The 26,616-nt window shown below is 71.7% G+C and carries 26 protein-coding genes; 19 read left to right on the top strand and 7 right to left on the bottom strand.

What is annotated here, in order from left to right; genetic code table 11:
• Positions 1–156 precede the first annotated feature (156 nt).
• The gene (locus L1857_RS34060) at positions 157–2,697 is read left to right on the top strand and encodes a sensor histidine kinase (RefSeq protein WP_116111317.1); all 2,541 of its coding nucleotides are present in this window, start codon (positions 157–159) and stop codon (positions 2,695–2,697) included.
• Here the strand turns inward: L1857_RS34060 and L1857_RS34055 are convergent.
• From L1857_RS34055 to L1857_RS34045, 3 genes are all read right to left on the bottom strand, one after another.
• The gene (locus L1857_RS34055) at positions 2,600–3,502 is read right to left on the bottom strand and encodes an amino acid ABC transporter permease (protein ID WP_249467279.1); all 903 of its coding nucleotides are present in this window, start codon (positions 3,500–3,502) and stop codon (positions 2,600–2,602) included. The two genes, L1857_RS34060 and L1857_RS34055, sit on opposite strands and share 98 nt — an antisense overlap.
• A gap of 927 nt (positions 3,503–4,429) precedes the next feature.
• Positions 4,430–5,074: an amino acid ABC transporter permease gene (locus L1857_RS34050; RefSeq protein WP_116111319.1), complete on the bottom strand. Its 645-nt coding sequence runs from the start codon at positions 5,072–5,074 to the stop codon at positions 4,430–4,432.
• Positions 5,071–6,000: a glutamate ABC transporter substrate-binding protein gene (locus L1857_RS34045; protein WP_116111320.1), complete on the bottom strand. Its 930-nt coding sequence runs from the start codon at positions 5,998–6,000 to the stop codon at positions 5,071–5,073. The genes L1857_RS34050 and L1857_RS34045 overlap by 4 nt, the downstream gene beginning before the upstream one ends.
• A gap of 529 nt (positions 6,001–6,529) precedes the next feature.
• Between L1857_RS34045 and L1857_RS34040 the strand changes: the two genes are divergently transcribed.
• The 6 genes from L1857_RS34040 (at position 6,530) to L1857_RS34015 (ending at position 12,652) form a co-directional block, all read left to right on the top strand.
• A complete protein-coding gene (locus L1857_RS34040; RefSeq protein ID WP_429728461.1) occupies positions 6,530–9,436 on the top strand; it encodes a sensor histidine kinase in 2,907 nt (968 codons plus the stop codon).
• Entirely contained in the window at positions 9,433–9,885 is a 453-nt protein-coding gene (locus L1857_RS34035; RefSeq protein WP_249467272.1) for a roadblock/LC7 domain-containing protein, read from the top strand. The genes L1857_RS34040 and L1857_RS34035 overlap by 4 nt, the downstream gene beginning before the upstream one ends.
• Positions 9,886–9,911: 26 nt before the next feature.
• On the top strand, positions 9,912–10,628 hold the full coding sequence (locus tag L1857_RS34030) for a DUF742 domain-containing protein (RefSeq protein ID WP_116111323.1): 717 nt from the start codon (positions 9,912–9,914) through the stop codon (positions 10,626–10,628).
• On the top strand, positions 10,609–11,217 hold the full coding sequence (locus tag L1857_RS34025) for a GTP-binding protein (protein ID WP_116111324.1): 609 nt from the start codon (positions 10,609–10,611) through the stop codon (positions 11,215–11,217). The genes L1857_RS34030 and L1857_RS34025 overlap by 20 nt, the downstream gene beginning before the upstream one ends.
• A gap of 128 nt (positions 11,218–11,345) precedes the next feature.
• The gene (locus L1857_RS34020) at positions 11,346–11,771 is read left to right on the top strand and encodes a roadblock/LC7 domain-containing protein (protein ID WP_094005770.1); all 426 of its coding nucleotides are present in this window, start codon (positions 11,346–11,348) and stop codon (positions 11,769–11,771) included.
• A 536-nt stretch (positions 11,772–12,307) separates the two neighbouring features.
• Complete coding sequence (locus tag L1857_RS34015) at positions 12,308–12,652, top strand: DUF742 domain-containing protein (protein WP_233157288.1); 345 nt, start codon at positions 12,308–12,310, stop codon at positions 12,650–12,652.
• A 41-nt stretch (positions 12,653–12,693) separates the two neighbouring features.
• Here L1857_RS34015 and L1857_RS34010 read toward each other — a convergent pair whose 3' ends face one another.
• On the bottom strand, positions 12,694–14,928 hold the full coding sequence (locus L1857_RS34010) for a helicase-associated domain-containing protein (protein ID WP_116111325.1): 2,235 nt from the start codon (positions 14,926–14,928) through the stop codon (positions 12,694–12,696).
• An 88-nt stretch (positions 14,929–15,016) separates the two neighbouring features.
• Here L1857_RS34010 and L1857_RS34005 point away from each other — a divergent pair, with 88 nt between their 5' ends.
• From L1857_RS34005 to L1857_RS33980, 6 genes are read left to right on the top strand one after another with little or no spacing between them, the layout of a single operon-like run.
• Positions 15,017–15,205, top strand: coding sequence for a hypothetical protein (locus tag L1857_RS34005; RefSeq protein ID WP_094005773.1), 189 nt, complete (start codon positions 15,017–15,019; stop codon positions 15,203–15,205).
• 19 nt (positions 15,206–15,224) lie between these two features.
• The gene (locus L1857_RS34000; RefSeq protein WP_094005774.1) at positions 15,225–16,619 is read left to right on the top strand and encodes an NAD-dependent malic enzyme; all 1,395 of its coding nucleotides are present in this window, start codon (positions 15,225–15,227) and stop codon (positions 16,617–16,619) included.
• Positions 16,619–17,041 carry a helix-turn-helix domain-containing protein gene (locus L1857_RS33995; RefSeq protein WP_094005775.1) on the top strand — a complete coding sequence of 141 codons (423 nt, stop codon included), beginning with the start codon at positions 16,619–16,621 and terminating at the stop codon, positions 17,039–17,041. The genes L1857_RS34000 and L1857_RS33995 overlap by 1 nt, the downstream gene beginning before the upstream one ends.
• A 14-nt stretch (positions 17,042–17,055) precedes the next feature.
• The gene (locus L1857_RS33990; RefSeq protein WP_094005776.1) at positions 17,056–17,472 is read left to right on the top strand and encodes a VOC family protein; all 417 of its coding nucleotides are present in this window, start codon (positions 17,056–17,058) and stop codon (positions 17,470–17,472) included.
• A 30-nt stretch (positions 17,473–17,502) separates the two neighbouring features.
• Positions 17,503–17,973, top strand: coding sequence for a cyclic pyranopterin monophosphate synthase MoaC (gene moaC, locus L1857_RS33985; RefSeq protein ID WP_094005777.1), 471 nt, complete (start codon positions 17,503–17,505; stop codon positions 17,971–17,973).
• Entirely contained in the window at positions 17,970–19,154 is a 1,185-nt protein-coding gene (locus tag L1857_RS33980) for a molybdenum cofactor biosynthesis protein MoaE (RefSeq protein ID WP_094005778.1), read from the top strand. Before moaC ends, L1857_RS33980 begins: the two co-directional genes overlap by 4 nt.
• 613 nt (positions 19,155–19,767) lie before the next feature.
• Here L1857_RS33980 and L1857_RS33975 read toward each other — a convergent pair.
• From L1857_RS33975 to moaA, 3 genes are all read right to left on the bottom strand, one after another.
• The gene (locus tag L1857_RS33975) at positions 19,768–20,424 is read right to left on the bottom strand and encodes a LysM peptidoglycan-binding domain-containing protein (protein ID WP_094005788.1); all 657 of its coding nucleotides are present in this window, start codon (positions 20,422–20,424) and stop codon (positions 19,768–19,770) included.
• Positions 20,425–20,868: 444 nt separating this feature from the next.
• Positions 20,869–21,126: a MoaD/ThiS family protein gene (locus L1857_RS33970; RefSeq protein WP_094005789.1), complete on the bottom strand. Its 258-nt coding sequence runs from the start codon at positions 21,124–21,126 to the stop codon at positions 20,869–20,871.
• A gap of 3 nt (positions 21,127–21,129) precedes the next feature.
• On the bottom strand, positions 21,130–22,191 hold the full coding sequence (moaA, locus tag L1857_RS33965) for a GTP 3',8-cyclase MoaA (protein WP_116111327.1): 1,062 nt from the start codon (positions 22,189–22,191) through the stop codon (positions 21,130–21,132).
• Between the two features lie 102 nt (positions 22,192–22,293).
• On the opposite strand from moaA, the gene L1857_RS33960 reads away from it, so the two are divergent.
• The 6 genes from L1857_RS33960 to L1857_RS33935 are packed head-to-tail and all read left to right on the top strand — an operon-like array spanning position 22,294 to position 26,608.
• The gene (locus L1857_RS33960; protein ID WP_162830721.1) at positions 22,294–22,770 is read left to right on the top strand and encodes a MarR family winged helix-turn-helix transcriptional regulator; all 477 of its coding nucleotides are present in this window, start codon (positions 22,294–22,296) and stop codon (positions 22,768–22,770) included.
• A gap of 33 nt (positions 22,771–22,803) precedes the next feature.
• Positions 22,804–23,208 carry a TOBE domain-containing protein gene (locus L1857_RS33955; RefSeq protein ID WP_094005792.1) on the top strand — a complete coding sequence of 135 codons (405 nt, stop codon included), beginning with the start codon at positions 22,804–22,806 and terminating at the stop codon, positions 23,206–23,208.
• Positions 23,205–23,951 (top strand): molybdate ABC transporter substrate-binding protein, encoded by a 747-nt coding sequence (gene modA, locus L1857_RS33950; protein ID WP_116111328.1) that lies wholly within the window; start codon positions 23,205–23,207, stop codon positions 23,949–23,951. The genes L1857_RS33955 and modA overlap by 4 nt, the downstream gene beginning before the upstream one ends.
• Before the next feature lie 10 nt (positions 23,952–23,961).
• Positions 23,962–24,738, top strand: a complete 777-nt coding sequence (locus L1857_RS33945; protein WP_094005794.1) for an ABC transporter permease — start codon at positions 23,962–23,964, stop codon at positions 24,736–24,738.
• Positions 24,735–25,811, top strand: coding sequence for a sulfate/molybdate ABC transporter ATP-binding protein (locus L1857_RS33940; RefSeq protein ID WP_116111329.1), 1,077 nt, complete (start codon positions 24,735–24,737; stop codon positions 25,809–25,811). Before L1857_RS33945 ends, L1857_RS33940 begins: the two co-directional genes overlap by 4 nt.
• Positions 25,808–26,608 (top strand): HAD-IIA family hydrolase, encoded by an 801-nt coding sequence (locus L1857_RS33935; protein WP_116111330.1) that lies wholly within the window; start codon positions 25,808–25,810, stop codon positions 26,606–26,608. The genes L1857_RS33940 and L1857_RS33935 overlap by 4 nt, the downstream gene beginning before the upstream one ends.
• Positions 26,609–26,616: the final 8 nt, after the last annotated feature.

The following is a 26,616-nucleotide window of genomic DNA, read 5'->3' as shown; positions in this document are numbered from 1 at the left end:
GGTAGAAGCCGCGGTCCGGGGCCAATACGATCGCCGACGGACCGCATCACGGTTAGTGCGGGCGGGGCGCGTGTCCGCGGTCGCTACCCTCTCCGGGGTTGGTGACCCAGCCGGTGCCGATCCGAGTCCGGCAAGACGGCTAGAGAAGGAAGTCAGGTGGCCCGGCGGCACAAGCGTCCCGAGAGCGGTGAGGCGCTGGACCGGCGACCGGACACCCGTGCAGGCAGCCGGTGGCGGTTGAGGAACTGGCGGCTGCGCACGAAGCTGATCGCCGTCCTGCTCATCCCGATGCTGACCGTGCTGGCGCTCATCACCCTGCACGTGCGCGCCAACCTGCGGCACGCCGAACAGCTGGCCGAGCTCGCCGCGCACGCGCGCGTCGACGCGGGCGTCAACGCGGTGGTCAACGAACTGCAGCGCGAGCGGGACCTGACCGTGCGGTACGTCGCCGGGCACCGCCGGAACGGGCTGAACGAGGTGCGCGACCAGCGCACCCGGGTGGACCAGGCCGCCGGCGCGTTCGCCCGGGAACTCGCCGCCCAGCAGTCGCTGCTGTCCACGGCGAGCGCCGAGGAGCTGACGGAAGCCCAGTCCCGGCTCGACTCCCTGCCGGGACTGCGCTATTCGGGTGAGTTCTCGAACTCGTCGGCCGATTCGATCCTGACCTCCTACAGCGACCTCATCTCCGGGGTTCTCGACCTGTCCGACCAGGCCGTCGCCGAGATCGCGGACGCGGAGGTCGCGCGGCTGCGGCTGGCCGCCAACGCGCTCGCCCGCGTGAAGGACCAGATGTCGGTCAAACGGGCGGTGCTCGGCCAGGCGTTCGCGGAGGGCGAGGTGTCCGACGACCGGCTGCGGAAGCTCCTCGGCGCGGACGCCCAGCTCGCGGCCGCGCAGAACGACTACCGGAAGTTCGCCACCCCGCCGGAGCAGCGCGCCCACGAGCAGACCGTGGCGGGCCCGGCGGTGCAGACGGCGAATTCGGTGTTCGAACTCGCGATCACCAGGACGGAGAACGGGCAGAGCCTGTCCGGCCTCGACTCACGCCAGTGGGACCAGGCGATCACCGGGACCATCGACCTCACCTACCAGTTCCAGCAGACGCTGCAGGTGCGGACGCAGCAGCGGTGCGACGCGCTCGCCACCGACGCGCGCCGCTCCGCGATCGTCAACGCCGCGGTGGTCTTCGGCGCTCTGCTGCTGTGCGCGGTGCTCGCCGTGGTCATCGGCCGCTCGCTGCTGCGGCCGCTGCGGATCCTGCGCAACACCGCGTTCGACGTCGCCGAGCACCGCCTGCCCGCGGCGGTGGACGAGATCCTCGCCGACCCGCATCCCGATTTCATGACCGCGCACCGCGGCGTGGCGCCCGTGCCGGTGTTCACCCGCGAGGAGGTCGGACAGGTGGCCCGCGCGTTCGACGCGGTGCACGGGCAAGCGGTGCGGCTGGCCGGTGAGCAGGCCCTGCTGCGGGAGAACATCAACGCGATGTTCGTCAACCTGTCCAAGCGCAGCCAGAACCTGGTCGAACGCCAGCTGTCCGTGCTGGACCGGATGGAGGCCGACGAGCAGGACCCGGAGACCCTCGGCGGCCTGTTCGAGCTCGACCACCTGGCCACGCGGATGCGCCGCAACAGCGAGAACCTGCTCGTGCTGTCCGGGCACGACTTCGGTGACGAGAAGGCCGAACCGGTCGCCGCCGAGGAGATCATCGGCGCGGCGCTGTCCGAGGTCGAGCACTACCAGCGCATCGAGCTGACCGCGATGCCGGAGATCGCGATCCGCGGCGAGGCGTGCAACGACCTGGTGCACGTCATTTCCGAGCTGCTGGAGAACGCCACGCTCTACTCGCCGTCGGACAAGACGGTGACCGTGGTCAGCTCGCTCGCCGAGGACGGTGCCTGGCACGTGCACATCACCGACCAGGGCGCCGGGATGCCGCAGCCGGAGATCGACCGCGCCAACAAGCGGTTGGCGAATCCGCCCGAGGTGGACGTCGAGGTGTCGCGGCGGATGGGCCTGTTCGTGGTCGCCACGCTCGCGAAGCGCCACGACATCCAGGTGCGGCTGCGCTCCGCGGACGGTGGCGGGCTGGTCGCGACGGTCGTCGTCCCGGCCCGGCTGGTGATCGAGAACGTCGCACCGGTGCCGGAACCGCTTCCCGCCCCGGTCACGCCACCCGCGCCGGAGCCGCCTCCGGTGCCGGTCGCGCTGCCGTCGCTCAAGCCGATCCCGCTGGCGGAGCCGGCGCCCGCGCCGGAGCCCGAGCCGGACGACACGGTCTCGATCCCGGTCGTGCGGGACGAACCGGCCCGCACGCCGGTCGAACAGGAGGGCCGGGTCGACTGGCCGACCTCGGACAACGACGCCTTCCCGCCGGAGGACGAGGAGCCGACCGAGCGGATGCCCGCCTACCAGGCGGTGCTGTCGCGGTGGTTCACGACGGGTGAGCACTGGCCGGTCAGTCGCCGCTCGGCGGCGGAGGAGCCGGACTGGCCGGCGGAGCCGGAGTGGCCGTCGGCGGACGACGACGCGGCGGTCGACGGGAATCCGCCGAACTTCCCGCAGCAGGTGCGGCGACGGCCGGAGTCGTTCGACACGCCTACGCTCTCACTCGATCCCCACGAGGTCCGCCACCGGATGTCGCGGCTGCAGAACGGATTCGCCCGAGCCCGCGACGCGCGGGGTTCCGAGGGCTGACCGGTTCGATCCCGGCGAGCCGCTGGCGGGCGTCGATCGCGCGGGCCAGGCGGGACAGCGCGTAGTTGATCAAGAAGTAGAGCAGCGCGATGACCAGGTAGGTCTGGATCAGGAGCCGGTTGTAGCCGGCGAGGACCTTGCCGCTCTGCAGGAGTTCGGCGTAGCTGACGACGATCCCGAGCGAGGTGTCCTTCACGACGCCCGCGGTCTGGCTGATCAGCGCCGGCACCACGCGGCGGATGGCCTGCGGGAAGATCACGTACCGCATCGACTGGTAGGGGCGCATCCCGAGCGCGGCGGCGGCCTCGCCTTGGCCGGCTTCGAGCGAGCGGAAGCCGCTGCGGAAGATCTCGGCGAACTGGGCGGCGCGGGACACCGCGATCGGGAGGACGAGTTTCCAGAGCAGTGGCAGGTCCACGCCGTACCGCGGCAGCGCGAACATCGCGAAGTAGATGAGCAGGAGCAACGGGACGACCCGGACGACCTCGACGTACGCCCGGGCCGGCGCGCGGGCGGCGAGGTGCCGCGAGATCCGCCCGAACGCGAGCACGAGCCCGGCGACCATCGCGATCACGACAGCCAGCACCGCGGCGAGGGCCGTGCCGCCGAGGCCGCCGAGCAGGTAGCGCCACATCGGCCAGGAGCCGTAGGGCGCCCAGCGGTCCGCGGACAGCTCCCCGTTGATCGCGAACTGCCGCACGGCCAACGCGAGGAGCACGAGGCCGGCCACCGTCGCGACGACGGTGGCGATGCGGATCCGCCGCCGGGCGCGCGGACCGGGGCTGTCGAAGAGAACGGAGGTCATGCGCGAACTGCCTGAGTCAGCACGAGAGTCCCTCTCGCAGGGCGACGGTTGGACGGCTCATGGGATGGCGGCTGGGCCGGTGGTGGTTGGTCTGGTGGTGCGATGGTGGTTGGGCTGGTGGTGTGGCGATCGTTGGGCCGCTCGTGCGGTGATGGCTGGGCCGGTCGTGAGGCGATCGGTGGGCCAGTCATGCGGTGATGGCTGGGCCGGTCGTGAGGCGATCGGTGGGCCAGTCATGCGGTGATGGCTGGGCCAGTCGTGCCGTGGTGGCTGGGCCAGTGGTGCCGCGATGGCTGGGGCGCTCGCGTGGTGACGGTTGAGCCGCCCGTGCGGTGACAGCGGCCGGTGGTGCAGCAGTGGTTGGGCCACTGGCGCGGCGATGATTGGTCCACTCGTGCGGCGATGGCTGGGCAGGTGGCGTGGCGACGACTGGCGCAGCGGTGTAGCAGTGGTTGGGCCAGTGGTGCAGGGATAACCGGGGCCGTTGTGCGGCAATACGTGGTGGGGCGATGGCTTTGCCAGCGGTACCGCCAGGGCTGGCTGGCTGTGTGGCGGCGGCTGGGCCATTCGCGCAGCGACGGTTGGGCCAGTGGTGCGCCGCCGTTGGGGCCGCTTGTATGGCGACGGTTGGGTCGGTGGTGCCGCAGCGGTTGGGCCAGTGGTGCAGCGGTGGTTGGGGCGCTCGTATGGTGACGGTTGGGTCGGTGGTGCCGCAGCGGTTGGGCCAGTGGTGCAGCGGTGGTTGGGGCGCTCGTATGGTGACGGTTGGGTCGGTGGTGCCGCGACGGTTGGCCCGGTGGTGCGCCTGCGGCTGGGCCGCTCGTGCACCAGCGGTTGTGCCAGTCGCGCCGTGATGGTTGCCCGGTCGTGCAGCAATGGCCGCCAGAAGGCGACCGATGCCCCCAGTCCCGCTCAAGCATCCCGCCCTCATCGGGGTACCGCCAGCTTTCGGTCCAGTACGGCGGCTCCCGTGGAGATCAGCAGCGCCAGCACGGCGTAACAGACGCCCGCCCCGATGTACAGCGGCAGCGGCTCCGCCAGGGCGAGGTTCACCCGGTTCGTCGCCTCCGTCAGCTCCACCACACCGACCGCCGCGGCGAGGGCCGTGTTCATCAGCAGCTGGATGGTCACGTTTCCGAGCGGCTGGATGATCGTGCGCAGCGCCTGCGGCAGCACCACCGCCCACAGTGACTGTCCGAAACCGAGCCCCAGCGCCCGCGCCGCCTCCGCCTGGCCGGCCTCCACGCCGTTCACGCCCGCCCGCAGCGTTTCCGCGTAATACGAAGCCATGTACAGCGCCGTCGCGAGCAGGGCGGTCGTGAACAGGCCGAACTTGATCCCCACCGTCGGCAGGCCGAATACGAACAGCACCAGCCACACGGCGAGCGGAATGTTCTGGAACAGCTCGACATAGCCGGTCCCGAACGCGCGCAACGGGCGAACCGGGCAAATCCGGAATGCCGTGATGACGACCGCGAGCACGATCGCGCCCGCCGCGCTGAACACGGTCAGCAACACCGTGTTCAGCGCGCCCTCGGCGAATTCCCCGAGGTAACCGCCCCAGCCGGTCACGATCCCGGGACGGAACCCGTCTTGGGCGGGACCGGCGCGTCCCCCGGGATGACCGTCCCCAGCGTCTGCTTGTACGCCTCCTGCCACAGCCCCGCCGCCTGGATCTTCTCCAGCCACGCGTTGATGAACCGCTTGAACGTCTCGTCGCCGTGGTGGATCCCGATGCCGTACGGGTCCTGACCCAACGTCCCGCTGTTGATCTGCACCTTGTCGTTCGTCTGCGCGTTCCCGGCCAGCTGCGTCAGGTCGTTCACGTACACGTCGCCGCGCCCCTGCTCCAGCGCCGTCACGCACTCCGAGTTCGTGCTCAGCGTGATCACCTGCGCGGGCTCGTACTGCTCGACCAGCGCCGCCCCGGTCGAGTTCGTCACCGCCAGCACCCGCTTGCCCTTCAGGTCCTGCGGCTTGGTCACGGTGGAATCGCCCTTGCGCGCCATGATCGCCGGCCCCGACACGAAGTACGGCCCGGCGAAGGACACCTTTTCCGCCCGCACCGGAGTGATCGAATAGGTGTGCAGGACCACGTCGACGGTGTTGTTCTGCAGCAACGCCTCGCGGATCTGCGACGTGGAATTGACGATCTTGACGTTCGGCTGGCCCAGGATGTACTTCGCCAGCAGCCGGCCGAGGATCGCGTCGAACCCCTCGGTCTGCCCGGTCGTCGGGTTCTGCTGGGACAGCAGCGGGGTGTCCAGCTGGCTGCCGATGAGGATCTGCCCGCGTTGTTTGATCGCCTGCGCCGTCGGGCTGGTCGCGAGGTCCGCGTCGGACGCGACGGGCGCCCGATCGAGGAGGCTCTGCTCCTGGTCCGCGGTCCCGCTGGTCGGTGGTACCGCGCCCCCGCTCGAGGTGCACGCGGTCACCGCGCCGAGCGCGACCGCTGTGAGCAGGGCCGCGAGGCGCCGTCGCCGTATCGAAGCCGTCATGGTGTGGCCGGATCCCTCCTGGACGTGGAGCCTGTCGCCGCTATCTACTCTCAGTGACGCAAGGGGTACCCGAACGGGTGGGAGTAGATCACGAGTCAAGGCGCAGGATTGTGCAGGTCCAACGCTCGCGTCAAGTCCTTGTGAGCTCGCGCCGGGGTTAGTGGGACATTCACCGGCCGCCTGTCACAGCCTCGTCCCAGCCTCCGGATAGTGAGATAGATAACAGCCCGCCCGGCCTCCGGCGGTGCACGCTGCGTGATGTGCATTCGCAGTGTCACTGAGACAGTTGGTGAGAATTCGTCACCGGAGTGAGGGGCAAAGTTCGTGGTGAGAGCCATCTGCCCGGCTTCCCTTTCCTTCCGGCAGCCGATAGCCTCTACCCCCAATCGGGTGGCCCCGTGTTAACCATTCACGTCCTGGTTCTCATGGCGTGGGACCCGAGTGCGGAAACGCGGAAACTGGACAGCTCGAACCGGGAAGGAAGTCCTCGGTGCCCCAGCCCACGAGCGGGGAGCGCGGTCGCAAGGCAGTGTCCCCGGCGGAGTCGCCTGTCGCACAGAGTAACGACGTCAGTGCGCAGGACAACGCGATCGGAGCATCGACCGGTGGTGAGCGCGGACGTCGGGTCCGTGGTCTCGCGAACTGGCGCGTCAACGCCAAGATCGCCGCGGTGGTCGCCGTGCCGACCGCCGCCGCGCTGTCCCTGGCCGGCCTGCGCGTGTACGACAGCTTCGAGACGATGACCGTCTACCAGCACGCCGAGCAACGCATCGACCTCAGCCAGAAGGTCGCCGCCGAGGTCGACGCGCTGCAACGCGAGCGGGACGCGATGTCGGCGTGGATCGCCTCCGGCCGCCCGGCCGCCCGGACCGAACTGGACAACGCGATCCGAACCGCCGAGACCGCCGCCGACACCGTGCGCGGCGCCGTCAGCGAGGTCTCCGCGATCAGCGACCAGGCCACGTCCGCTCGCTACCAGCAGGGCCTCGCGCGCCTCGACGGCCTGAGCCAGCTGCGGTCCTCGGCCGGTGCCGCGGACTTCCCGAGCCTGGCTGCCCAGGCCGGCTACACCGGCGTCATCGACGCGCTGCAGCTGATCGCCGACGAGTTCGACGCCGACGTCACCGACCAGGGCCTGCAGGACCGCCACGAGGCGCTCGGCTTCCTCGCCGACGCCAAGGAGTACTCCGCCCAGCAGAACTCCTACCTGCGCAGCGCCGCGATCCGCGGCAAGTTCGACCCGGCCGAGCTGAAGAACCTCACGACCGCGCAGTCGAACCTGGTCGCCGCGATCGACCGGTTCAACGCCGTCGCCACCCCGCAGGCCCAGCTGGACTACTCGACCACGCTGTCCGGCCCCCAGGTCTCGCAGCGGTTCACCCTGCAGCAGCTGGCGTTGCTGCGCGCCCAGGCGAACCCGCCGCTCGCGCTGGCCATCGACCCGGCCGCGGTGGCGCAGTCCTCGTCGGACACGCTCAACCTGATCAGCCAGGTGCAGAACCGGCTGCTCGCCGACGCCGCCACCTACACCGACGGCCTGATCAGCGTCCAGCAGCAGAACCTGCTGATCACGATCGCGATCATCCTCGCCGGGCTGCTGATCGTGCTCACGCTGATGTACGTGGTGGCCCGCTCCCTGATCCGGCCGCTGCGCACGCTGCGCTCGACCGCGCTGCAGGTCGCCGAGGTGCACCTGCCGGACGCGGTCGAGCGGATCATGCGCGAGGCCGACCCGGCCGCGGCCGCCGCCAAGGCGATCGAGCCGGTGCCGGTCCACACCACCGAGGAGATCGGGCAGGTCGCCCGTTCCTTCGACGTGGTGCACGGCCAGGCCGTGCGCCTCGCCGCCGAGCAGGCCCTGCTGCGCGAGAACGTCAACGGCATCTTCGTCAACCTCTCGCGCCGGTCGCAGCGCCTGGTCGAGCGCCAGCTCGCGGTGATCGACGTGCTGGAGGCCGACGAGCAGGACCCCGACCATCTCGCCAGCCTGTTCGAGCTGGACCACCTGGCGACCCGGCTGCGCCGCAACGGCGAGAGCCTGCTGGTGCTCTCCGGCGCGGGCCTGAGCAAGTCGATGCCCAAACCGGTCTCCGCCGCGGACGTGATCGGCGCGGCGGTGTCCGAGATCGAGCAGTACGCGCGGGTCGACGTCGGCGCGATCCCCGAGGTCGCCGTCCGCGGCCCGTCCGTGCACGACCTGGTGCACCTGCTCGCCGAGCTGCTCGACAACGCCACCTACTTCTCCGAGCCGGAGACCAAGGTCAGCGTCCGGGCCGTGGTGACCCGCAAGAAGGCGCTCGCCGTGCAGATCACCGACCGCGGTGTCGGCATGTCGCCCGAGCAGATCGCCGAGGCCAACAGGCGCCTCGCCGACCCGCCGGACCTGGACGTGTCGGTGACCCGCCGGATGGGCCTGTACGTGGTCGCGCGACTGGCCCAGCGGCAGGGCATCGAGGTGCGGCTGCGGGAGAACGAGGACATCGACGGCGGGGTGATCGCCCGTGTCGTCGTGCCGCCGGACCTGCTCGGCCCGGTCGCGCCGGAGCCGCTGCCGCGGCCGGCCGAGACGTCGTCGCCGAACCTGCCTCCGGTGCCGGCGCAGCGCACGCCGTCGAACCTGGCGCGCCGCGAGCCCGCCCGGCGGCCGGACCAGGACCAGGCTCCGACCGGTGTGCTGCAACCGCTGGACCAGCCGATCAGCCTCGACGACCTGGTCGCCGGCTCGTCCGACGCGGCCTACCTCAGCCGGGGCAAGCCGCGGGCCGAGGAACCGTCGTCGAACGGCTCCGCCCCGCCCCACGAGGAGCCGCCGAACCACTTCGGCTCACTGGCCCTGCCCCAGCGCGAGCCGCAGTACGTGCCGGTCACCGAGCAGCCGGCCGAGGAGCCGCCGCCGGTCACCGAGAGCATCTTCGACGACGACGTGCCCACCAAGCGGCTGCCGATCTACCAGTCGGTTGTGTCGAGGTGGTTCAGTGCGGAGGGGGAGGACCCCGCCTCGGTGAGCGGCGACCTGGAGGAGGAACCCGCACCCGCCGCCGAGGAAGCACCGGAGGCCGACGACAAAAACGCCGATCTTTGGCACAGTGTGTCCGATGAGGGCTGGCGCGCGGCGCAATCCCTGCTCGAGTCGCGGGAGGAGGAGATCACTCCGGCCGGACTGCCGAAGCGGGTGCCCAACGCGCACCTCGTCCCCGGATCGATCCCGGTGGGCGAGCCCGATGCCTTCACCGACACCACCGTCGGGCGGCCGGGGCAGGGCGCACTGGCCCGCTCCGCCGAGGCGGCGCGCGAACGGATGGCGAGCTTCCAGCGCGGCTACGTCAGTGGCCGTCACGCGCTGCAGGAGAACACGCCGGGCCCCTCTGACCAGGGCGACCCGGTGAGTGGCGGGGGAACCACCCCGCCGGACGAGGCAGTGAGGAGTGAGGAGTGACACGGGCGGGATCGCTGCAGCCGGGAGGTTTCACGCCGCAGGCGCCGAGGAACGGCTTCGCGTGGCTGATCACGGACTTCGTGCACCGGGTACCCGGTGCGGCGCACGCGGTCGTGGTGTCGGCGGACGGGCTGCTGCTGGCCGCGTCGCGGGGGCTGCCGAAGGACCGCGCGGACCAGCTGGCCGCGGTGGCGTCGGGGCTGACCAGCCTGGCGCGGGGCGCGTCGAAGGTGTTCGAGGGCGGGCCCGTGGCGCAGACGGTGGTCGAGATGGCCAACGGCTTCCTGTTCCTCATGTCCGTGTCGGACGGCTCCTGCCTGGCGGTTCTGGGGTCGCCCGACAGTGACATCGGCCTCGTGGTGTATGAGATGACGCTTCTGGTGGATCGGGTCGGTCAGCAGATGACACCCGAGATGCGGGCACAGCTCCAAGGAGCCGCGCGCGGTTGAGCGCGCCGGGCACGAGAGGGACTGCAGTGGACGGTGGGCAGCCGACGGGCGTGGGCTCGGGACGGCTGGACGACGACGCCGAAACCGCCTGGCCGGACGAGGCGCAGGCGGCGCGGACCGAGGACTGGACCACGTTCCGGGCCAAGGTCGACCGCGCCTGGCGCCTGCGCCGGGCGGCGGCGGGCGAGAAGCGGTCCAGTACCCTGAGCGACCCCGAGCCACCGGGCTACGGGGCGACCGAATACCCGGAGATCTCCGGCGACCGGCTCATGTCCGGTCCCGCGGCGGACCTGTTCGGCGACTCGGGCGGGCCGCTGGCCCCGGCCGGTCAGCTGCCGTCCGGACCCGCCGCGGAGAGCCACCCCAGCTTCCCGCCGGTCCCGGCGCCGGTGGCGGCGGAGGAGACCTCCGGTCTGGTCCGGCCGTACTTCCGGACGCGCGGGCGGACACGTCCCAGCTACGATCTGGCGATCGAAGCACTCGTCTCGACCAGCGAGCGGGGACGGATGCTCGACCGGGTGCGGGTGCCCGAGCACCGGTCCATCTGCGGCCTGTGCCTGGACACGCGCTCCGTGGCCGAGGTGGCGGCGTACCTGCGCATGCCGCTGGGGGTCGCGCGGGTGCTGATCGGCGACGCCGTCGATCTCGGCCTGGTCCTGGTCCATTCCACGACGTCGGTCGTCGGCGATCGTCCCAGTATCGAGTTCATGGAGAGGGTGCTCAGTGGGCTTCGGAGAATTTGACTCCGACGCGAACACGTCGGCCGCGACGGGACCGACGCAGTCGGCCAAGATCGTGGTCGCCGGCGGCTTCGGTGCGGGCAAGACGACCCTGGTCGGCGCGGTCTCGGAGATCGATCCGCTGACCACCGAGGCGGTGATGACCGAGGCCAGCGTGTCGGTGGACGACACGACCGCCACCCCGAACAAGGTGACGACGACGGTCGCGATGGACTTCGGCCGGCTCTCGCTCGGCGACGACCTCGTGCTCTACGTCTTCGGCACCCCGGGGCAGCACCGGTTCTGGTTCATGTGGGACGACCTCGCGGTGGGGGCGATCGGCGCGGTCGTGCTGGTCGACACCCGGCGGCTGGCGGACGCCTTCCCCTCGATCGACTTCTTCGAGAACCGGAAGCTGCCCTACATCGTGGCGATCAACTGCTTCGACCGGCTGCTGCACCACCAGATCGAGGACGTCCGCCACGCGCTGACGATCTCCGAGTCGGTGCCGATCATCGCCTGCGACGCGCGGGAGAAGGAGTCGGCCAAGCAGGTGCTGATCACGGTCGTGGAGCACGCGATCAACCGGGACCGCGCGTTACAACCGGGGTGATCGGGTAACCGTGCCGCCGGAAGGGTGAATCGATGTGAGATCACCCCGCACGGCAGGCCACCAGGGCCGGGTTCGGCAATACCCTGGTCGGAATAATCGCAAAACAGGCTCGACCGGTGAGGAGGCACATGACGGCATCGGCACAGCAGTCGAGCGGCTTCGGCTTCGGCTGGCTGATCACCGACTTCGTGCGACGGGTCCCCGGCGCGGCACACGCCGTGGTCGTCTCCGCCGACGGTCTGTTGCTGGCCGGGTCGGAGGGGCTGCCCAAGGACCGGGCCGACCAGCTGGCCGCGGTCGCGTCCGGGCTGGTGAGCCTCACCTCCGGTGCCGCGCGGTGCTTCGAAGCGGGCTTCGTGAACCAGACGGTGGTCGAGATGGAGCGCGGGTACCTGTTCCTGATGGGGATCAGCGACGGGTCGAGCCTGGCCGTGCTGGCGGCGCCGAACTCGGACATCGGGACGGTCGCGTACGAGATGACGCTGCTGGTGGACCGGGTCGGGATGCAGATGACGCCGGAGCTGCGCAGCCAGCTCCAGGGTGGCGTGCGCTGATGCGGGGACTTTCGCAGGGGGCGGGCCGCCCCGGGGCCGACGCGTGGGACCGGCTGCACCAGGGCACCGACCGCGAGGGGATCGACTCGCCGGCGCGGTTCGTGCTGACGAAGAAGCCGGTGGTGCTGCCGGTACGCACCCCCGTCCGGACGACGCCCGGTGTGGGGCGGACGGCTTCGGTGCGGAGCGGGGTTGAGGCCGGCGCGGGTTCGCGGGTTGGCGCGCGGAGTGGCGCTGGTGCGCGGAGCGGTGCTGAGGCCGGCGCGGGTGCCGGTTCGCGGGCTGGTTTTGAGGCCGGCCCCGGGGTCGCCCCTGCGGCCGACGCTCGTGCTGGTGCCGCTGCGCGGGCTGGGCTAGGCGCTGGAGCGCGGGGCGGTCTCGATACCGGCTCGGGCTTGGAAGCCGGGGCGGCCGTCGGCGTTGGTGCCGGGGCTGCTGCTGCGACCCGCGCTCGCGGTGGGACTGGGGCCGGCTTCGCGGCCAACGGTGCGCTGCCGGGGGTGCCGCCCTCGCAGTCGAGGGGCTCGGAGGCGTCCGTGCGGACGCGGATGATCATGCGCCCCTACGCCCGTACCGGCGGCCGCACCCGGCCGGACTACGAGCTGGCGCTCGAGGCGCTGGTGTCGACCACCGACCGGGGTCGCGTGCCGCAGGCCGTGACCGGCGTGCAGCACCGTCGGATCTGCTGCCTGTGCGCCGAGCCGCGGTCGATCGCGGAGATCGCCGCGTACCTGGATCTGCCGCTCAACGTGGTGAAGGTGCTGGTCAGCGACCTGGACAACGCCGGGCTGGTGCTGATCCACCAGTCCGGGCTGTCCTTCGGCGACCGCTCGTCGCGCGAGTTCATGAACCGGGTGCTGCAAGGCCTGCGGCGGCTCTGACTCCGTCGTGGGTGCTGCCCGCGAGCCCGAAAACCCAACCCTCAGTCGTCCACCAGGGCGGCTGAGGTGATCCGGTGCAGCGGGTACCGCTCGTCGTCGCTGCCGATCAGTACGCCGCCTCCCACCTGGGTCGGCCTGACGATTCGCTGGCTGGCCGTTCCGTGGGCGTCCACGTAGCCGATCCACACCTCGCGCCGTTCGCGGTGGGCTCGTGCCAGCAGCGCCATCGTGGCCGCCGTGTCCGAACCCCCACCGCCACCCGGCAGGCGCACGGCCGCCCCCTTGCGGCTCGCCGCCGCGCGGTCGCCCGCCCGGACGTGCGCGACCACCGACGCGGCCTGCTCGCCGGTCAACCCGGCCGGCTCGGGCACCACCCGCCGCGCCGCACGTGGCCGCGCGGGCACCCGCCGTCCCGCCGGGCGCAGGTCCATCACCCGCCCGTCCGGCCCCTCCGCCGCCGGGGCGAAACCGGCCGCCCGCAACCCGTCCAGCACCTCGGCCAGCGGATACGGGCTGACCAGCACCGTCGGCGCGATCTTGCGCAGCTCGTACTCGCCGGACACCGAGTTGCCCATCACCTCCGCGAGCAGCACCTCGTCGTCACACCGCAGGAACGAGCCCGCCGCCCCGCCACGCAGCCTGCCGTGCCGCCGCGCGACGTCGTCGATCAAGTACGTCAGCGACTGCGGCACCTCGGTCGCCGACCGCTTCCGGAACAGCTCGTGCAGCTCGTCGGCGGTCCGGCCGGTGTCCAGCGCCCGCCGCACCGACGCCTCCGTGATCCGGTAGACCGTCGCGTGCCCGGCGGACTCGACGTCGGCCACCGCGGCGATCTCCGCGGCCAGGTCCATTTCCAGCGGCCCCGGCGCCACCACCGTCAGATCGGCCTGCACCAGCACGTGCCCGATGGGCTTGGGCATCGCGTCGTACACCGCGTTCAGCGCGCCCGCGCGATCCCCGTCCACCAGCGCCCCGGCCGCCGTGGTCAGCGCACCCAGCGCGATCACGCCCAGCGCCGACGCCTCGGCGAACGTCCACCGCACCATCTCGTCCCGCAACCGCCCGCCCCGGCGCGGCGCCCGCCACGCGAGCAGCTCGACCAGGTCGTCCGCGCCGTGCACACCGGCGCCGCGCGGCAGCTCGGCCAGCGTCCCCAGCACCCGCCGCCGCACCGCGGGCGCGAGCGGCCGCCGCAGGTCGTCGGACAGCGGGACGATCGGCTTGTCCTTCGCGTCGCGCTGACCGACTAGCGCGGGCAGCCGCGGCAGGTCCAGCCACGCCTCGGCGAGGATGACCCACCGCTGCGCCGGCTCGGACGCCAGCCACGAATCGGCCAGCGTCGTCGGCACCCACTCCGGGCTGGTGCTCTGGCTGTCCGCGACCAGCCCGGCCGCCACCGCCAGCTCGGCCAGCAGCGTCGCGCGGTTGTCGTCGGTGTCCAGTTCGCGGGCCAGCTTCCGCAGCTCACGCACCCCGAGACCACCGGACTTCAGCACCGGTGGCGGCTGTTCCGACCACTGCGTGAGCAGCGATTCGGTCTGCCGCAGGAACTCCATCGCCTCGCCCGCGGCCGCCGCGTCCACTGTGGACTGCTGGTGCGGCTTGGTGGGCAGCTCCGGTTCCCGCAACGCCTTGGGCGAGCAGATCCGGCCGCCGCGCAGCGCGATCGCCACCTCGCGGGGAAGCTCGACCGTGTCGTCGTCGCGGCGCAGCAGCAGTCCGCGGGCGAGCAGCTTCTGCACCGGTTTCGCGTCCGCGGCCAGCGACGGTTCGGCCGCCGCGTCCCGGGTGCGCCCGATGGGCGGACCGGCGGCGAGGGCGCCGAGCAGCCCGCGTTCGTCGTCGCCGACCTCGGCGAGCGCGGACTCGGCGTCCAGGCCGGGCGCGGACGCGCCGAGCCCGGCCGGGAACGGCCCGGCCAGCTCGCGCGCGGCGGGGATCACGCGGACCGCGTCGTCGTCGCCCCAGGCCAGCACCCGCGAGCGCAGCCGGTCCACGGCGGACCGGACGTCGGTGCCGACCAGTTCGGCGACTCGGGCGAGCGGGACGGCTTCGGTGTCGGCGTCGGCGACCAGCAGCGCGTCGAGCACGGAAAGGGTGAAGGTGTCCAGGTCCTCCATCGCCCTGGCGACCGATCCGGGGGTGCCGGCGCGGGTGGCCAGCACGGTGCTGTCGGACGGCGGCGGGGTCGCCAGGTCGCGCCTGGCCTGCAGGAGCACGCCCAGCTCGTCGTCGGACGCGGACCGCAGCCAGTCCGCCAGGGAGGTCGCGGGCATCACAGGTGAGGATACCTGCCCTGACCATCGGGTTCGGGTGGCTGTGAGGCAAACTGGGAACCGTAGGTGCCGAGCACTGGAGGATGAAGTGGCGAAGGGCGACAAGGACAAGAAGAGCGGTCGTATCGACCCCACCTGGCCGCATCTGCCGGACGGCGAGCACCCGGTCACCGAGCTCTCGGCGGACCGCCAGGGCGCGCTGTCGCCGTTCGGGAACGTGACGTTCCCGCTCGACACCGTGCCGTACGTGCACCCCGAGACCGAGATCAACAAGTAGACAGCAGGGGGTTACTGCCGTGCCGGTTCCCGGCCCCGGGTATTCGATCACCGTTCGTGTCGAGGCGCCGCCGTCCGCGAGCGCCGCGGGCGACCTCACCTCGGCGGTGGGCCGGGTCGGCGGCGTGCTGACCGCGTTCGACGTGGTCGAGTCCCACGCCGACGCGATCGTCGTCGACATCACGGCGAACGTCTCCAACGCCGACCACGTCGAGGTCGTGACCGACGCGCTCGACGCGCTGCCCGGCGTCCGGGTGCGCAAGGTCTCCGACCGCACCTTCCTCATGCACCTCGGCGGCAAGCTGTCGGTGTCGCCGAAGGTCCAGCTCCGCAACCGTGACGACCTCTCCCGCGCGTACACGCCGGGCGTGGCGCGGGTGTGCCAGGCGATCGCCGCCAACCCGGCCGACGCGCGGCGCCTGACCATCAAGCGCAACACGGTCGCGGTCGTCACCGACGGTTCGGCCGTCCTCGGCCTCGGCAACATCGGCCCGTCCGCGGCCCTGCCGGTGATGGAGGGCAAGGCGGCGCTGTTCAAGAAGTTCGCCGACGTCGACGCCTGGCCGGTGTGCCTGGACACCCAGGACACCGAGGAGATCATCAAGATCGTCAAGGCGCTCGCGCCGGTGTACGCCGGCATCAACCTCGAGGACATCGCCGCGCCGCGCTGCTTCGAGATCGAGAAGCGGCTGCGCGAGCAGCTCGACATCCCGGTGTTCCACGACGACCAGCACGGCACCGCCATCGTCGTGGTCGCCGCCCTGCGCAACGCGCTGCGCGTGGTGGGCAAGGAGATCGAGGACTGCAAGATCGTGGTGAGCGGCGCGGGCGCGGCCGGCTCGGCGATCATGCGGCTGCTGATGCACAAGAAGCCGGGCGACATCATCGCCGCCGACATCAACGGCATCGTCCACCTGGGCCGGTCCGATCTGGACGAGAACCTGCGGTGGCTGGCCGAGAACACCAACAAGGACAACGTGTCCGGCACGCTGCACGACGCGCTCGTCGGTGCCGACGTGTTCATCGGGGTGTCCGCGCCGAACCTGTTCGGGGCCGAGCAGGTCGCGACGATGGCGCCGAACCCGGTGGTGTTCGCGCTGGCCAACCCGGACCCGGAGATCGACCCGCTCGAAGCGCAGAAGCACGCGGCGGTCGTCGCCACCGGGCGCAGCGACTACCCGAACCAGATCAACAACGTGCTCGCGTTCCCCGGCGTGTTCCGGGGCCTGCTCGACGCGCAGGCGCACGAGATCACCGACGACATGCTGCTCGCCGCCGCGAACGCGATCGCCGACGTGGTGGACGACCGGCTCAACGCCTCCTACATCGTGCCGAGCGTGTTCGACTCGGCGGTGGCCCCGGCCGTCGCGGAGGCGGTCAAGGCGGCGGCGCGGAAGTCCGGCGCCACGAGCTGATGAGCCGCGCCGTCGAGGAGTCGAACCGGCGGATGCTGCGGGCCCGCGACGCGATGGACCGCGCCTACGCGCAGCCCCTCGACGTCGCGGCCCTGGCCCGGATGGTGCACGTCTCGGAGGCGCACTTCATCCGCACGTTCCGCGCCACTTTCGGCGAGACGCCGCACCGGTACCTGCAGCGGCGGCGGGTGGAGCGGTCGATGTTCATGCTGCGGGAGAGCGATCGCAGCATCACCGACATCTGCCTCGCCGTGGGGTTCACCAGCCTGGGCACGTTCAGCCGCACGTTCCGCGAGATCGTCGGGCAGTCGCCGTCGGAGTACCGCGCCGGCGGCGCAGGGGCGGTGGCGGCGCCCACGTGCTTCGCGATGGCCTGGACGCGACCGAGCAGTTTCGGAGAAGCCAGGGGCGGGGCCGGCTGATTAGCGTTGCGGGCATGTTCAACGCGATCACTCTCTCCCAGATCTTCGTGACCGACCAGGACGAGGCGCTCGACTTCTACGTGGGCAAGCTCGGGCTGGAGGTCAAGATCGACCAGGACCTCGGCTTCATGCGATGGCTGACGGTGTGCGTGCCCGGCGAGCCCGGGCGCGAGATCCTCCTGGAGAAGCCCGGCCCGCCCGCGATGGACGAGGCGACCGCTTCGCAGGTGCGCGAGCTGCTGGCGAAGGGCGCGACGGGCGGCTGGATCGGCCTGACGACGGACGACTGCCGCAAGACGTACGAGGAGTTGCTGGCGAAGGGCGTGGAGTTCACGCAGGAGCCGACGGAGCGCCCGTACGGCATCGACTGCGGGCTGCGGGACCCGTTCGGCAACGCGATTCGCATCAACCAGCCGGTGCGGGTGGGTTGAGCCGGTCCCCGGGCGTTTAGCCTTGTCGGCGTGAGTGAACTGAGCCACGTCGACGACAAGGGCGCTGCCCGGATGGTCGACGTCTCCGGCAAGGAGGCCACCGCGCGCACCGCGGTCGCCACCGGGGTCGTGCGCACCACGGCCGAGGTGATCGACCTGCTGTCCCGCGACGGCCTGCCCAAGGGTGACGCTCTAGCGACCGCGCGGATCGCCGGGATCATGGGGGCCAAGAAGGTCCCGGAGCTGATCCCGTTGTGCCACCAGATCGCCCTGTCCGGCGTGACGGTCGAGTTCGACCTGGGGCCGGCGGAAGTGCGCATCACGGCGACCGTCAAGACCACCGATCGCACGGGGGTCGAGATGGAGGCGCTGACGGCGGTTGCCGTCGCGGGGCTCACCGTGCACGACATGATCAAGGCCGTCGATCCCGCAGCCACGTTGGACGGGGTCCGTTTGGAGCGCAAGCTCGGTGGCAAGTCCGGTGTCTGGGAGCGGCCATGAGCAACGAGAAGCGCACGGCACGGGTGATCGTCGCGTCGAACCGGGCGTCGGCGGGGGTGTATGCGGACCACACGGGGCCGGTGATCGTCGGGTGGCTGCGGGAGCGCGGGTTCGACGTGCCGGAGCCGCGGGTGGTGCCCGACGGTGACCCGGTGGCCCAGGCCCTGCGCGAGGCGCTGCGTGACGACGTGCAGGTGGTCATCACGACCGGCGGGACCGGGGTGTCGCCGACGGACCGCACGCCGGATGTGACGGCGCCGCTGCTGGACCACCAGCTGCCGGGGCTCGCGGAGGCGATCCGGTCGGCGGGGCTGCCGAAGGTGCCGACGGCGGTGCTGTCGCGGGGCCTGGCCGGCGTGGCGGGCCGGACGCTGGTGGTGAACCTGCCCGGCTCGCGCGGCGGGGTGACGGACGGGCTCGGCGTGCTCGACGGGGTGCTGATGCACGCGGTGGACCAGCTCGCGGGTGGCGACCACCCGCGTCCGGCCGGGGAGGCGGCCGCTGCGGGGGCCACGGTGACGAGCGCGGACGGCCCGGTGGCCGCGAACGGCTTGGAGGCGGCTGAGCCGGGTGCCGGAGTGGGGGGTGCGGCCGCTGGAGGTTCTGAGGCGGCTGGTGCCGCAGCTGCGCCGGGTGCCCAGGCTGACGCCGGGAGCGCCGTGGACGGTCCTCAGGCTGGTGCTGAGGCGCCGGAGGGGGCTGGGGCGGGATCGGACGCTGCCGACCTCCAGGGCGCGGTGAGCGCGGAATCGGCGGCCACGCGCATCGTGCGGGCCGAGGTGACGGATCGGGCCTTGTCCGTCGAGGAGCATGCTGCCCTCGTGGATGATCAGGCCGCCGGGGCGGTTGTCACCTTCGGTGGTGTCGTCCGGGACCACGATGGGGGGAAGGGCGTCAAGGCGCTCTTCTACGAGGGGCACCCGACTGCGGGGGACGTTCTCGCCCGCGTGGTGGCTCAGGTTGCCGGCCGCCCGAGGGGGGTTCGGGCCGTCGCTGTCAGCCATCGGGTTGGGGCGCTCGAGATCGGGGACGTGGCGCTGGCTTGCGCCGTCTCCGCCGACCACCGTGCCGAGGCCTTCGCGACCTGCGCCGAGCTCGTCGACGAGGTGAAGGCCCAGTTGCCGGTGTGGAAGCACCAGCACTTCACCGATGGCACGGACGAGTGGGTCAACTCCCCCTGATCAGGCGGCCTGGGGGCCTGCCCGGAACCGCTGGGCGGCTCAAGCGGGTCACCGCCCTGACCGTGGTGGCATGAGGGGCCTGCCCGAAGCGCTGAGGCGCGGACGAGTGAGTCAACTCCCCCTGATCGCGGCGGACCGCGGGAGCCTGCTCACACCGCTGGGGCGGGACGAGCAGGCCAACTTCCCCTGATCGGGGCGGCCTAGGGGTCTGCCCGGAACCGCTGGGGCGGCTCGCGTCGGTCGACTCCCTGGCCGTGGTGGCCTGAGGGGACCTGCGCGGACCGCTGGGCGGCTCAAGTGGGCGGACTCCCTGACCGTGGTGGCCTGGGAGCCTGCCCGAAGCGCTGGGGCGCAGACGAGTGGGTCAACTTCCCCCTGATCACGGCGGATCGGGGCGCCCTGCCCGGAACCGCTGGGGCGGCTCGCGTCGGTCGACTCCCTGGCCGTGGTGGCCCCCCGGGGACCTACCCGAACCGACTGGGGCGGGACGGAGCAGGCCAACGGCCCTGAGGGCCGGACGCGGGCGGGTACGGGTCACGAGAACCCGAACCGCCAGGGTGCCGGCGCCCCACCGCCCGGGGGATTGCGGTGGGGCGGCCGGACACCCCCAGCGTCACTTCGTGGCGATCTTCTGCCCGACCAGGATCAGGTTCGGGTTCGAGATGTACTGCGAGTTCAGCTCCTGGAGCTTCTGGTAGCCGCCCTCGACGTTGAACTTCTTGGCGATCTCGGACAGCGTGTCGCCGGCCACCACGGTGTAGTCACCGTTCGGGTTGGAGGTCGGAACGCTCACCGCCGGAGCCGGGGTGCTCTTCTTGGGCGTGCTCTTCGGAGCGGTGGTGGTGGTCTTCTTCTTCGGCGTGGCGGCCTTCTTCTGGGTCGAGCCCTGGGTGTTGCTGCCCTTGTAGCTCGCCGAAGAGCCGGCCTTCTTGCCACACACCGGCCAGGCGCCGATGCCCTGGCCCTGCAGGACGCGCTCGGCGACGGCAATCTGCTGCTCACGCGACGCGTTCGCCGGGTTGCCGGTGCCGCCGTAGGCCTTCCAGGTGCTGGCGGAGAACTGCAGACCACCGTAGTAGCCGTTGCCGGTGTTGGTGCTCCAGTTGCCACCGCTCTCGCACTGCGCGATGGCGTCCCAGTTGACGCTGGCGGCCTGCGCGGGGGTCGCGGCGATCGCCAGCGGGGTGCCGACCGCGATACCCGCGACAGCGACTCGGGCGATGTTGCGAGCGGCGGGGGACATCTTGCGGTGCTTGCCTCGGTAGGACATTCCATCAACTCGATCTTCGCGCCGACGAGCCATGCTGCGAGGCGAACCCGGGAACGGGTCCTGCTCCACCCGGCGGGGTCCGGGCGAGCCAATCGGGCCTTCGCGGAACGCTCGGGTCCGACCCTCTTCGTCCCTGTCCGGAAGATCTTCTTTCGCTCGGGGTTTGGTCCGGGATTCCGCCGGACAGGACTTGGCGCTCGGAATCCCGGTGTTGCCGTGGCCGGTCGGGGCCAGCCGAAAAGCGACGGTACGTAACGGCGAGCGTGATCGGAAATTATTCGACGTGTGACCTACATCACAGTAACATCGAGCAACCTGTGCCGATCTCGTCGTTTCTCCTGGTCAGCGCGCCGTTACCTGGCCGTTTCCAAGTCGAGATATTTCACCGATCGTGAGGTCTGGGTCACGTCGTTTTGGCGCGGTTGGACCATTCGTGAACCTCGTTCAACCGCCCGCGAAGGGCGGCAGCACGTCGAGTTCGGCCCCCTCCGGGAGGGGACGTGAGGGGTCGCGGACGGCCACCCCGTCGACGAGGAAGCTGGCCGCCTGGAGGATCCGGGGCAGGGTCTCCGGATGGCGATCACGGAGAGCGACGACGGCCTCGGCGACCGAGGCGCCCGCCGGCAACTGGAGTACCTCTTCTTCCACGCCCGCGGCCGCGCGCGCGGACGCGAAATAGCGCACCAGGACGCTGACGGTCAAGACTCATCCCCCGATCGCGCTCATCGGCCGGATCGGCTGGGCGAAGCCGGCGTCGTTGATCTCGTGGCCGGCCAGCTTGTCCCACATCGTCATCCGCCAGGCCTGGGCGATCTCCTCGTCGCCGGCGCCGCCGCGCAACAGCGCCCGCAGATCCGTCTCGTCGTTGCTGAACAGGCACGACCGCACGGCGCCGTCGGCGGTCAGCCGGGTGCGCTCGCAGGCCGCGCAGAACGGCCGCGTGACCGACGCGATGATCCCGACGTCGGCCGGCCCGTCGTCGACGAGCCAGCGCTCCGCGGGCGCCCCGCCGCGTGCCTCCGGGCTGGGCGAGAGCGTGAACTCCTTGCTGAGCAAGGAAAAGATCTCCTCGGCCGTCACCATGTCGGCGCGGTTCCAGCCGTGCTGGGCGTCCAGCGGCATCTGCTCGATGAATCGCAGGTGGTAGCCGTGCTCGAGGCAGAACCGCAGCAGCGGGGCGGCCTCGTGCTCGTTGATCCCGCGCAGCAGCACCGCGTTGACCTTCACCGGGTCCAGCCCGGCGGCGCGCGCGGCGGCGAGGCCGTCCAGCACGTGGCTCAGCCGGTCGCGCCGGGTGATCTTCGCGAACGTTTCGGGGTCGACGGTGTCGAGCGAGATGTTGATCCGGTCCAGACCCGCCTCGGCGAACGCGCGGGCGCGCTTGGCGAGCCCGATCCCGTTGGTGGTCATGGACAGCCGGGGCCGCGGGCGCAACGCCGTGATCTCGGCGACCAGGTGCTCGAGCCCGGGCCGCAGCAGCGGTTCACCGCCGGTGAGCCGGATGTCGGTGACCCCGAGCCGTTCGACCGCGATCCGCAGCAGCCGCACCAGTTCGCTGTCGGTGAGCACCTCGTCGCCCGGCATCCAGGGCAGGCCCTCGGCCGGCATGCAATACGTGCAGCGGAGGTTGCAGCGGTCGGTCAGCGACACGCGCAGGTCCGTGGCCACACGGCCGAACGTGTCGACGAGGGCGGGGTTGTCGGGGCGGGGCTGCGTGGTTCCGCGTGTGCCCGGCACGCGGGGGAGCCCGAGATCTACCGCACTCATTGACACCAGCCTAACCCGCCGACCGTCCGGCCGATCCTCACTAGAATGTCTCGGAAGCAGAGTGTTTCAACCGCGCAGACGACTTGGGAAGGGACGCGCCGGATGCCGGAGGAAAAAAGGTACCCGGTGCCGCGCGACGTGCTGGCGCGGTTCGCCGAGATCGGCCGCGAAAGCAGCACCCTCGCCGTCCTCCGGCACGCCCAGATCGCCGAGAAGATGGGCCTGTCCGCCACCGACCACAAGGCCCTCGACCTGGCCGCCCGCGCCGACGGGCCGCTGACCGCGGGCGAGATCGCCAAGCTCACCGGTCTGTCCACCGGCGCGGTCACCGGGGTGATCGATCGCCTGGAGCGCGCGGGATTCGTCCGCCGGGTGCGGGACGCCAAGGACCGCCGCAAGGTCCTGGTCGAGGTGCTGCCGGTGGACGAGGAGAAGGTGGCGCCGCTGTTCGAGTCGGCGCTCGTGGTCACCGAGAAGGTGCTGGAGAAGTTCGGCCCGGCCGAACGCGAGGTCATCGAGCGCTACCAGAACGAACTGCTCGCCTTGATGCGGGAGGACGTTCTCGGCGGCAACCCGTAGCTTTTCCGCAAATGCGGAAGTAATGTCCTCCGCATGCCGCAATTCCGGTTATCCGAGGCCGCCGAACTGCTCGGCGTCAGCGACGACACCGTCCGGCGCTGGGTGCGGGGCGGGCAGCTGACCGCCACCACCGACGGCGCCGGCCGCAAGGTCGTCGACGGCGCGGAGCTGGCCGCGTTCGCGCGGGAACAGGCCGCGCGGCCCCACGACCCCTCCGGCGTCGGCCGGTCGGCCCGCAACCGGTTCGTCGGCCTGGTCACCGACGTGGTCGTGGACAAGGTGATGGCCCAGGTCGAGTTGCAGTGCGGCCCGTTCCGCGTGGTGTCGCTGATGAGCGCCGAAGCGGTGCGCGAGCTCGGCCTCAAGCCGGGGGCGCTGGCGGTCGCGGTGGTGAAGGCGACCACGGTGGTCGTCGAGACTCCGGGAGGACAGAGTTGACGAAGGCAGGCGCCCTGGTCGCGGTCGCGTTGCTGGTCGCCGGTTGCGGCTCGTCGGGCGGGAGCGAGAGCGGGACGCTGACCGTGTTCGCCGCCGCCTCGCTCACCGAGTCGTTCACCGCGCTGGAGACGGCCTTCGAGAGCAGCCACCCGGGCACCGACGTGAAGTTCAACTTCGCCGGCTCGTCCGCGCTCGTGCAGCAGCTGTCCAACGGCGCCTCGGCCGACGTGTTCGCCTCGGCCGACCAGACCAACATGGACAAGGCCGTGCAGGCCGGGGTGATCGACGGCTCGCCGTCGGTGTTCGCGACGAACCGGCTGGCCATCGCGGTCGCGCCGGGCAACCCGAAGGGCATCACGAGCTTCGCGGATCTCGCGAAGGACGGCCTGACCGTCGTGGTCTGCGCGCCGCAGGTGCCGTGCGGCTCCGCGACGGAGAAGGTCGAGCGGAGTACCGGTGTCACGCTGAAGCCGGCCAGCGAGGAGCAGGACGTAAAGCAGGTGCTGAACAAGGTGCAGACCGGGGACGCGGACGCCGGCCTGGTCTACGTGACCGACGCCGCCAGCGCCGCGGGCAAGGTCGACCGGGTCGACTTCCCGGAGGCGGCCGCGGCGATCAACTCCTACCCGATCGCCGTCGTCGAGGACGCGCCGCAGAGCGAACTCGCGAAGCAGTGGGTCGCGTTCGTGCTGGGCGAGCAGGGCCGGACCGAGCTGCGGAAGGCCGGTTTTGGCGCTCCGTAGGACCCGGCGGGTGCCGTGGGTGCTGTGGGTGCCCGCGGCGCTCGCCCTCGCGCTCGTCGTGCTGCCGGTGGTCGGTCTGCTGGTGCGGACCGACCTCCGCCGCGTTCCCGGCCTGATCGTCACCGACGCCTCGCTCGCCGCGCTGCGGTTGTCGCTGGAGACGGCGGCCGTGTCGACGCTCGCGTGCATCGTGCTCGGCGTGCCGCTCGCGGTCGTGCTCGCCCGCTCGACCGTGCCCGGCATCCGGATCCTGCGGGCGATCGTGCTGCTGCCGCTGGTCCTGCCGCCCGTCGTCGGCGGGCTCGCGCTGCTCTACCTGCTGGGCCGCAAGGGGTTCCTCGGCTACCTGCTGAGCGTCACCGGTGGCGTGCAGATCCCGTTCACCACGACCGCGGTGATCATCGCGCAGACGTTCGTCGCGATGCCGTTCCTCGTGGTGAGCCTGGAGGGCGCGCTGCGCAGCGGTGGGGACCGCTACGAGCAGATCGCCTCGACGCTCGGCGCCCGGCCGTGGACGGTGTTCCGCCGCGTCACGATCCCGCTGCTGATGCCCGCGCTCGGCTCGGGCGCGGTGCTCAGCTTCGCCCGCGCGCTGGGCGAGTTCGGCGCCACCATCACCTTCGCCGGCAGCCTCGAGGGCGTGACCCGGACGCTGCCGCTGGAGGTCTACACGCAGGCCGAGGTCGACGTGGACAGCGCGGTCGCGCTGGCGCTGCTGCTGATCGTCGTCGCGATCGTGGTCATCGCGGTCGCCCGGCCGCGGGCGCTGGAGGGGACCGCGCGGTGAGCCTGCACGCCGAGATCGAGCTGACGCGCGGCACCTTCGGCCTGTCCGTGGACTTCGACGTGCCGGCCGGGAGCGTGCTGGCGATCCTGGGCCCGAACGGCTCCGGCAAGTCCAGCATCCTCGGCTGCCTGGCCGGGTTGTTCCGCCCGGACCACGCCGTGATCACCCTCGGCGGCCGGGACCTGCACGACCTCCCGGCGCACGACCGGGCGGTCGGGCTGCTGTCGCAGGACGCGCTGCTCTTCCCGCATCTGTCCGTTGTGGACAACGTCGCGTTCTCGCCGCGGTCCAAGGGCGCGAGCCGCGCGCGGTCGCGGGAGATCGCCCGGCACTGGCTGGCCGAAGTGGACGCCGCCGAGTTCGCCGACCGCAAGCCCGGGCAGCTCTCCGGCGGCCAGGCGCAGCGCGTCGCGGTCGCCCGCGCCCTGGCCGGCAACCCGGACCTGCTGCTGCTCGACGAGCCGCTGGCGGCGCTCGACGTCGACGCCGCCCCGGCGATCCGCGGCCTGCTGCGCCGCGTGCTGGCCGCCGACCCGCACCGGGCGACCGTGCTGGTCACCCACGATCCGCTGGACGCGCTGGCCCTGGCCGACCACGTCGTCGTGCTGTCCGCCGGCCGGGTGGTCGAACGCGGTCCGACGCGCGAGGTGCTGGCCGCGCCCCGGACGGCGTTCACCGCGCGGATCGCCGGGCTCAACCTGGTCCCCGGCACCGCGGTCGAGGGCGGGCTGCGGACCGCGGACGGCGCGGTGGTGGCCGGGATCCTGGCGCCGGACGCGGTCGAGAACGAGCCCGCCGTGGCGGTCTTCGAGCCCAGCGCGGTGTCGGTCCACCCCGCCGACGACGGCCCGCACGGCAGCCCGCGCAACACGATCGCGGCGGTCGTCGGCGCGCTCGAACCACACGGACCGGTGATCCGGGTGCGGGCCGCGGGTGCGGGCTGGGCGGCGGGTCTGTCCGCGGACCTCACCCCGGCCGCGGTCGCCGACCTGGGTCTGGAGCCGGGCGTGCCGGTCCGGCTCGCGATCAAGGCCACCGCGGTGACGGTGCACCCGGCTAGTCTTCAGGCATGAGCCGTTGGACGTATCTGACCGACATGGACGGCGTGCTGGTGCACGAGGAGCACCTGGTGCCCGGCGCCGACGAGTTCCTCGCCGAGCTGCGGGCCAACGACACCCCGTTCCTGGTGCTGACCAACAACTCCATCTACACCCCGCGGGACCTGCGGGCGCGGCTGCTGCGCACCGGGCTGGACGTGCCGGAGGAGCGCATCTGGACCTCCGCGCTGGCCACCGCGAAGTTCCTGCACAGCCAGCGGCCCGGCGGGTCGGCGTTCGTCATCGGCGAGGCCGGGCTGACCACCGCGCTGCACGAGGCCGGGTACGTGCTCACCGACCGCGACCCGGACTACGTCGTGCTCGGCGAGACGCGCACGTACAGCTTCACCGCGATCACCCGTGCCATCCGGCTCATCGAGGCCGGGGCGAAGTTCATCGCGACCAACCCGGACGCCACCGGGCCCAGCCTGGAGGGCAGCCTGCCGGCCACCGGGTCGATAGCCGCCCTCATCGAGCGGGCCACCGGGCGGCAGCCGTACTTCGTGGGCAAGCCGAACCCGCTGATGATGCGCTCGGCGCTGCGCACCCTCGGCGCGCACTCCGAGGGCACGGTCATGATCGGCGACCGGATGGACACCGACGTGCACTCCGGGATCGAGGCCGGGCTGCAGACGATCCTGGTGCTCACCGGCATCTCGACGAAGGAGTCGGCCGAGCGGTACCCGTACCGGCCGACGCTGGTGCTCGACTCGATCGCGGATCTGGTCGGCCGCACCCAGGACCCGTTCGGGGACGGGGCGGTGCTCACCTGACCTGCGGC

The organism is Amycolatopsis thermalba, assembly GCF_023376025.1.
Taxonomy (GTDB): Bacteria; Actinomycetota; Actinomycetes; order Mycobacteriales; family Pseudonocardiaceae; genus Amycolatopsis_E; species Amycolatopsis_E thermalba.
This window is presented reverse-complemented; position numbering and strand designations above follow the sequence as displayed.

What these genes read in the sequence shown, in the direction of transcription:
- L1857_RS34055 (WP_249467279.1), bottom strand. Translation starts at nt 3,502, where the DNA reads ATGACCTCCGTTCTCTTCGACAGCCCCGGTCCGCGCGCCCGGCGGCGG.
- L1857_RS34045 (WP_116111320.1), bottom strand. Translation starts at nt 6,000, where the DNA reads ATGACGGCTTCGATACGGCGACGGCGCCTCGCGGCCCTGCTCACAGCG.
- L1857_RS34020 (WP_094005770.1), top strand. Translation starts at nt 11,346, where the DNA reads ATGACGGCATCGGCACAGCAGTCGAGCGGCTTCGGCTTCGGCTGGCTG.
- L1857_RS34010 (WP_116111325.1), bottom strand. Translation starts at nt 14,928, where the DNA reads ATGCCCGCGACCTCCCTGGCGGACTGGCTGCGGTCCGCGTCCGACGAC.
- L1857_RS33995 (WP_094005775.1), top strand. Translation starts at nt 16,619, where the DNA reads ATGAGCCGCGCCGTCGAGGAGTCGAACCGGCGGATGCTGCGGGCCCGC.
- L1857_RS33990 (WP_094005776.1), top strand. Translation starts at nt 17,056, where the DNA reads ATGTTCAACGCGATCACTCTCTCCCAGATCTTCGTGACCGACCAGGAC.
- L1857_RS33980 (WP_094005778.1), top strand. Translation starts at nt 17,970, where the DNA reads ATGAGCAACGAGAAGCGCACGGCACGGGTGATCGTCGCGTCGAACCGG.
- L1857_RS33975 (WP_094005788.1), bottom strand. Translation starts at nt 20,424, where the DNA reads ATGTCCTACCGAGGCAAGCACCGCAAGATGTCCCCCGCCGCTCGCAAC.
- moaA (WP_116111327.1), bottom strand. Translation starts at nt 22,191, where the DNA reads ATGAGTGCGGTAGATCTCGGGCTCCCCCGCGTGCCGGGCACACGCGGA.
- L1857_RS33960 (WP_162830721.1), top strand. Translation starts at nt 22,294, where the DNA reads ATGCCGGAGGAAAAAAGGTACCCGGTGCCGCGCGACGTGCTGGCGCGG.
- L1857_RS33955 (WP_094005792.1), top strand. Translation starts at nt 22,804, where the DNA reads ATGCCGCAATTCCGGTTATCCGAGGCCGCCGAACTGCTCGGCGTCAGC.
- L1857_RS33935 (WP_116111330.1), top strand. Translation starts at nt 25,808, where the DNA reads ATGAGCCGTTGGACGTATCTGACCGACATGGACGGCGTGCTGGTGCAC.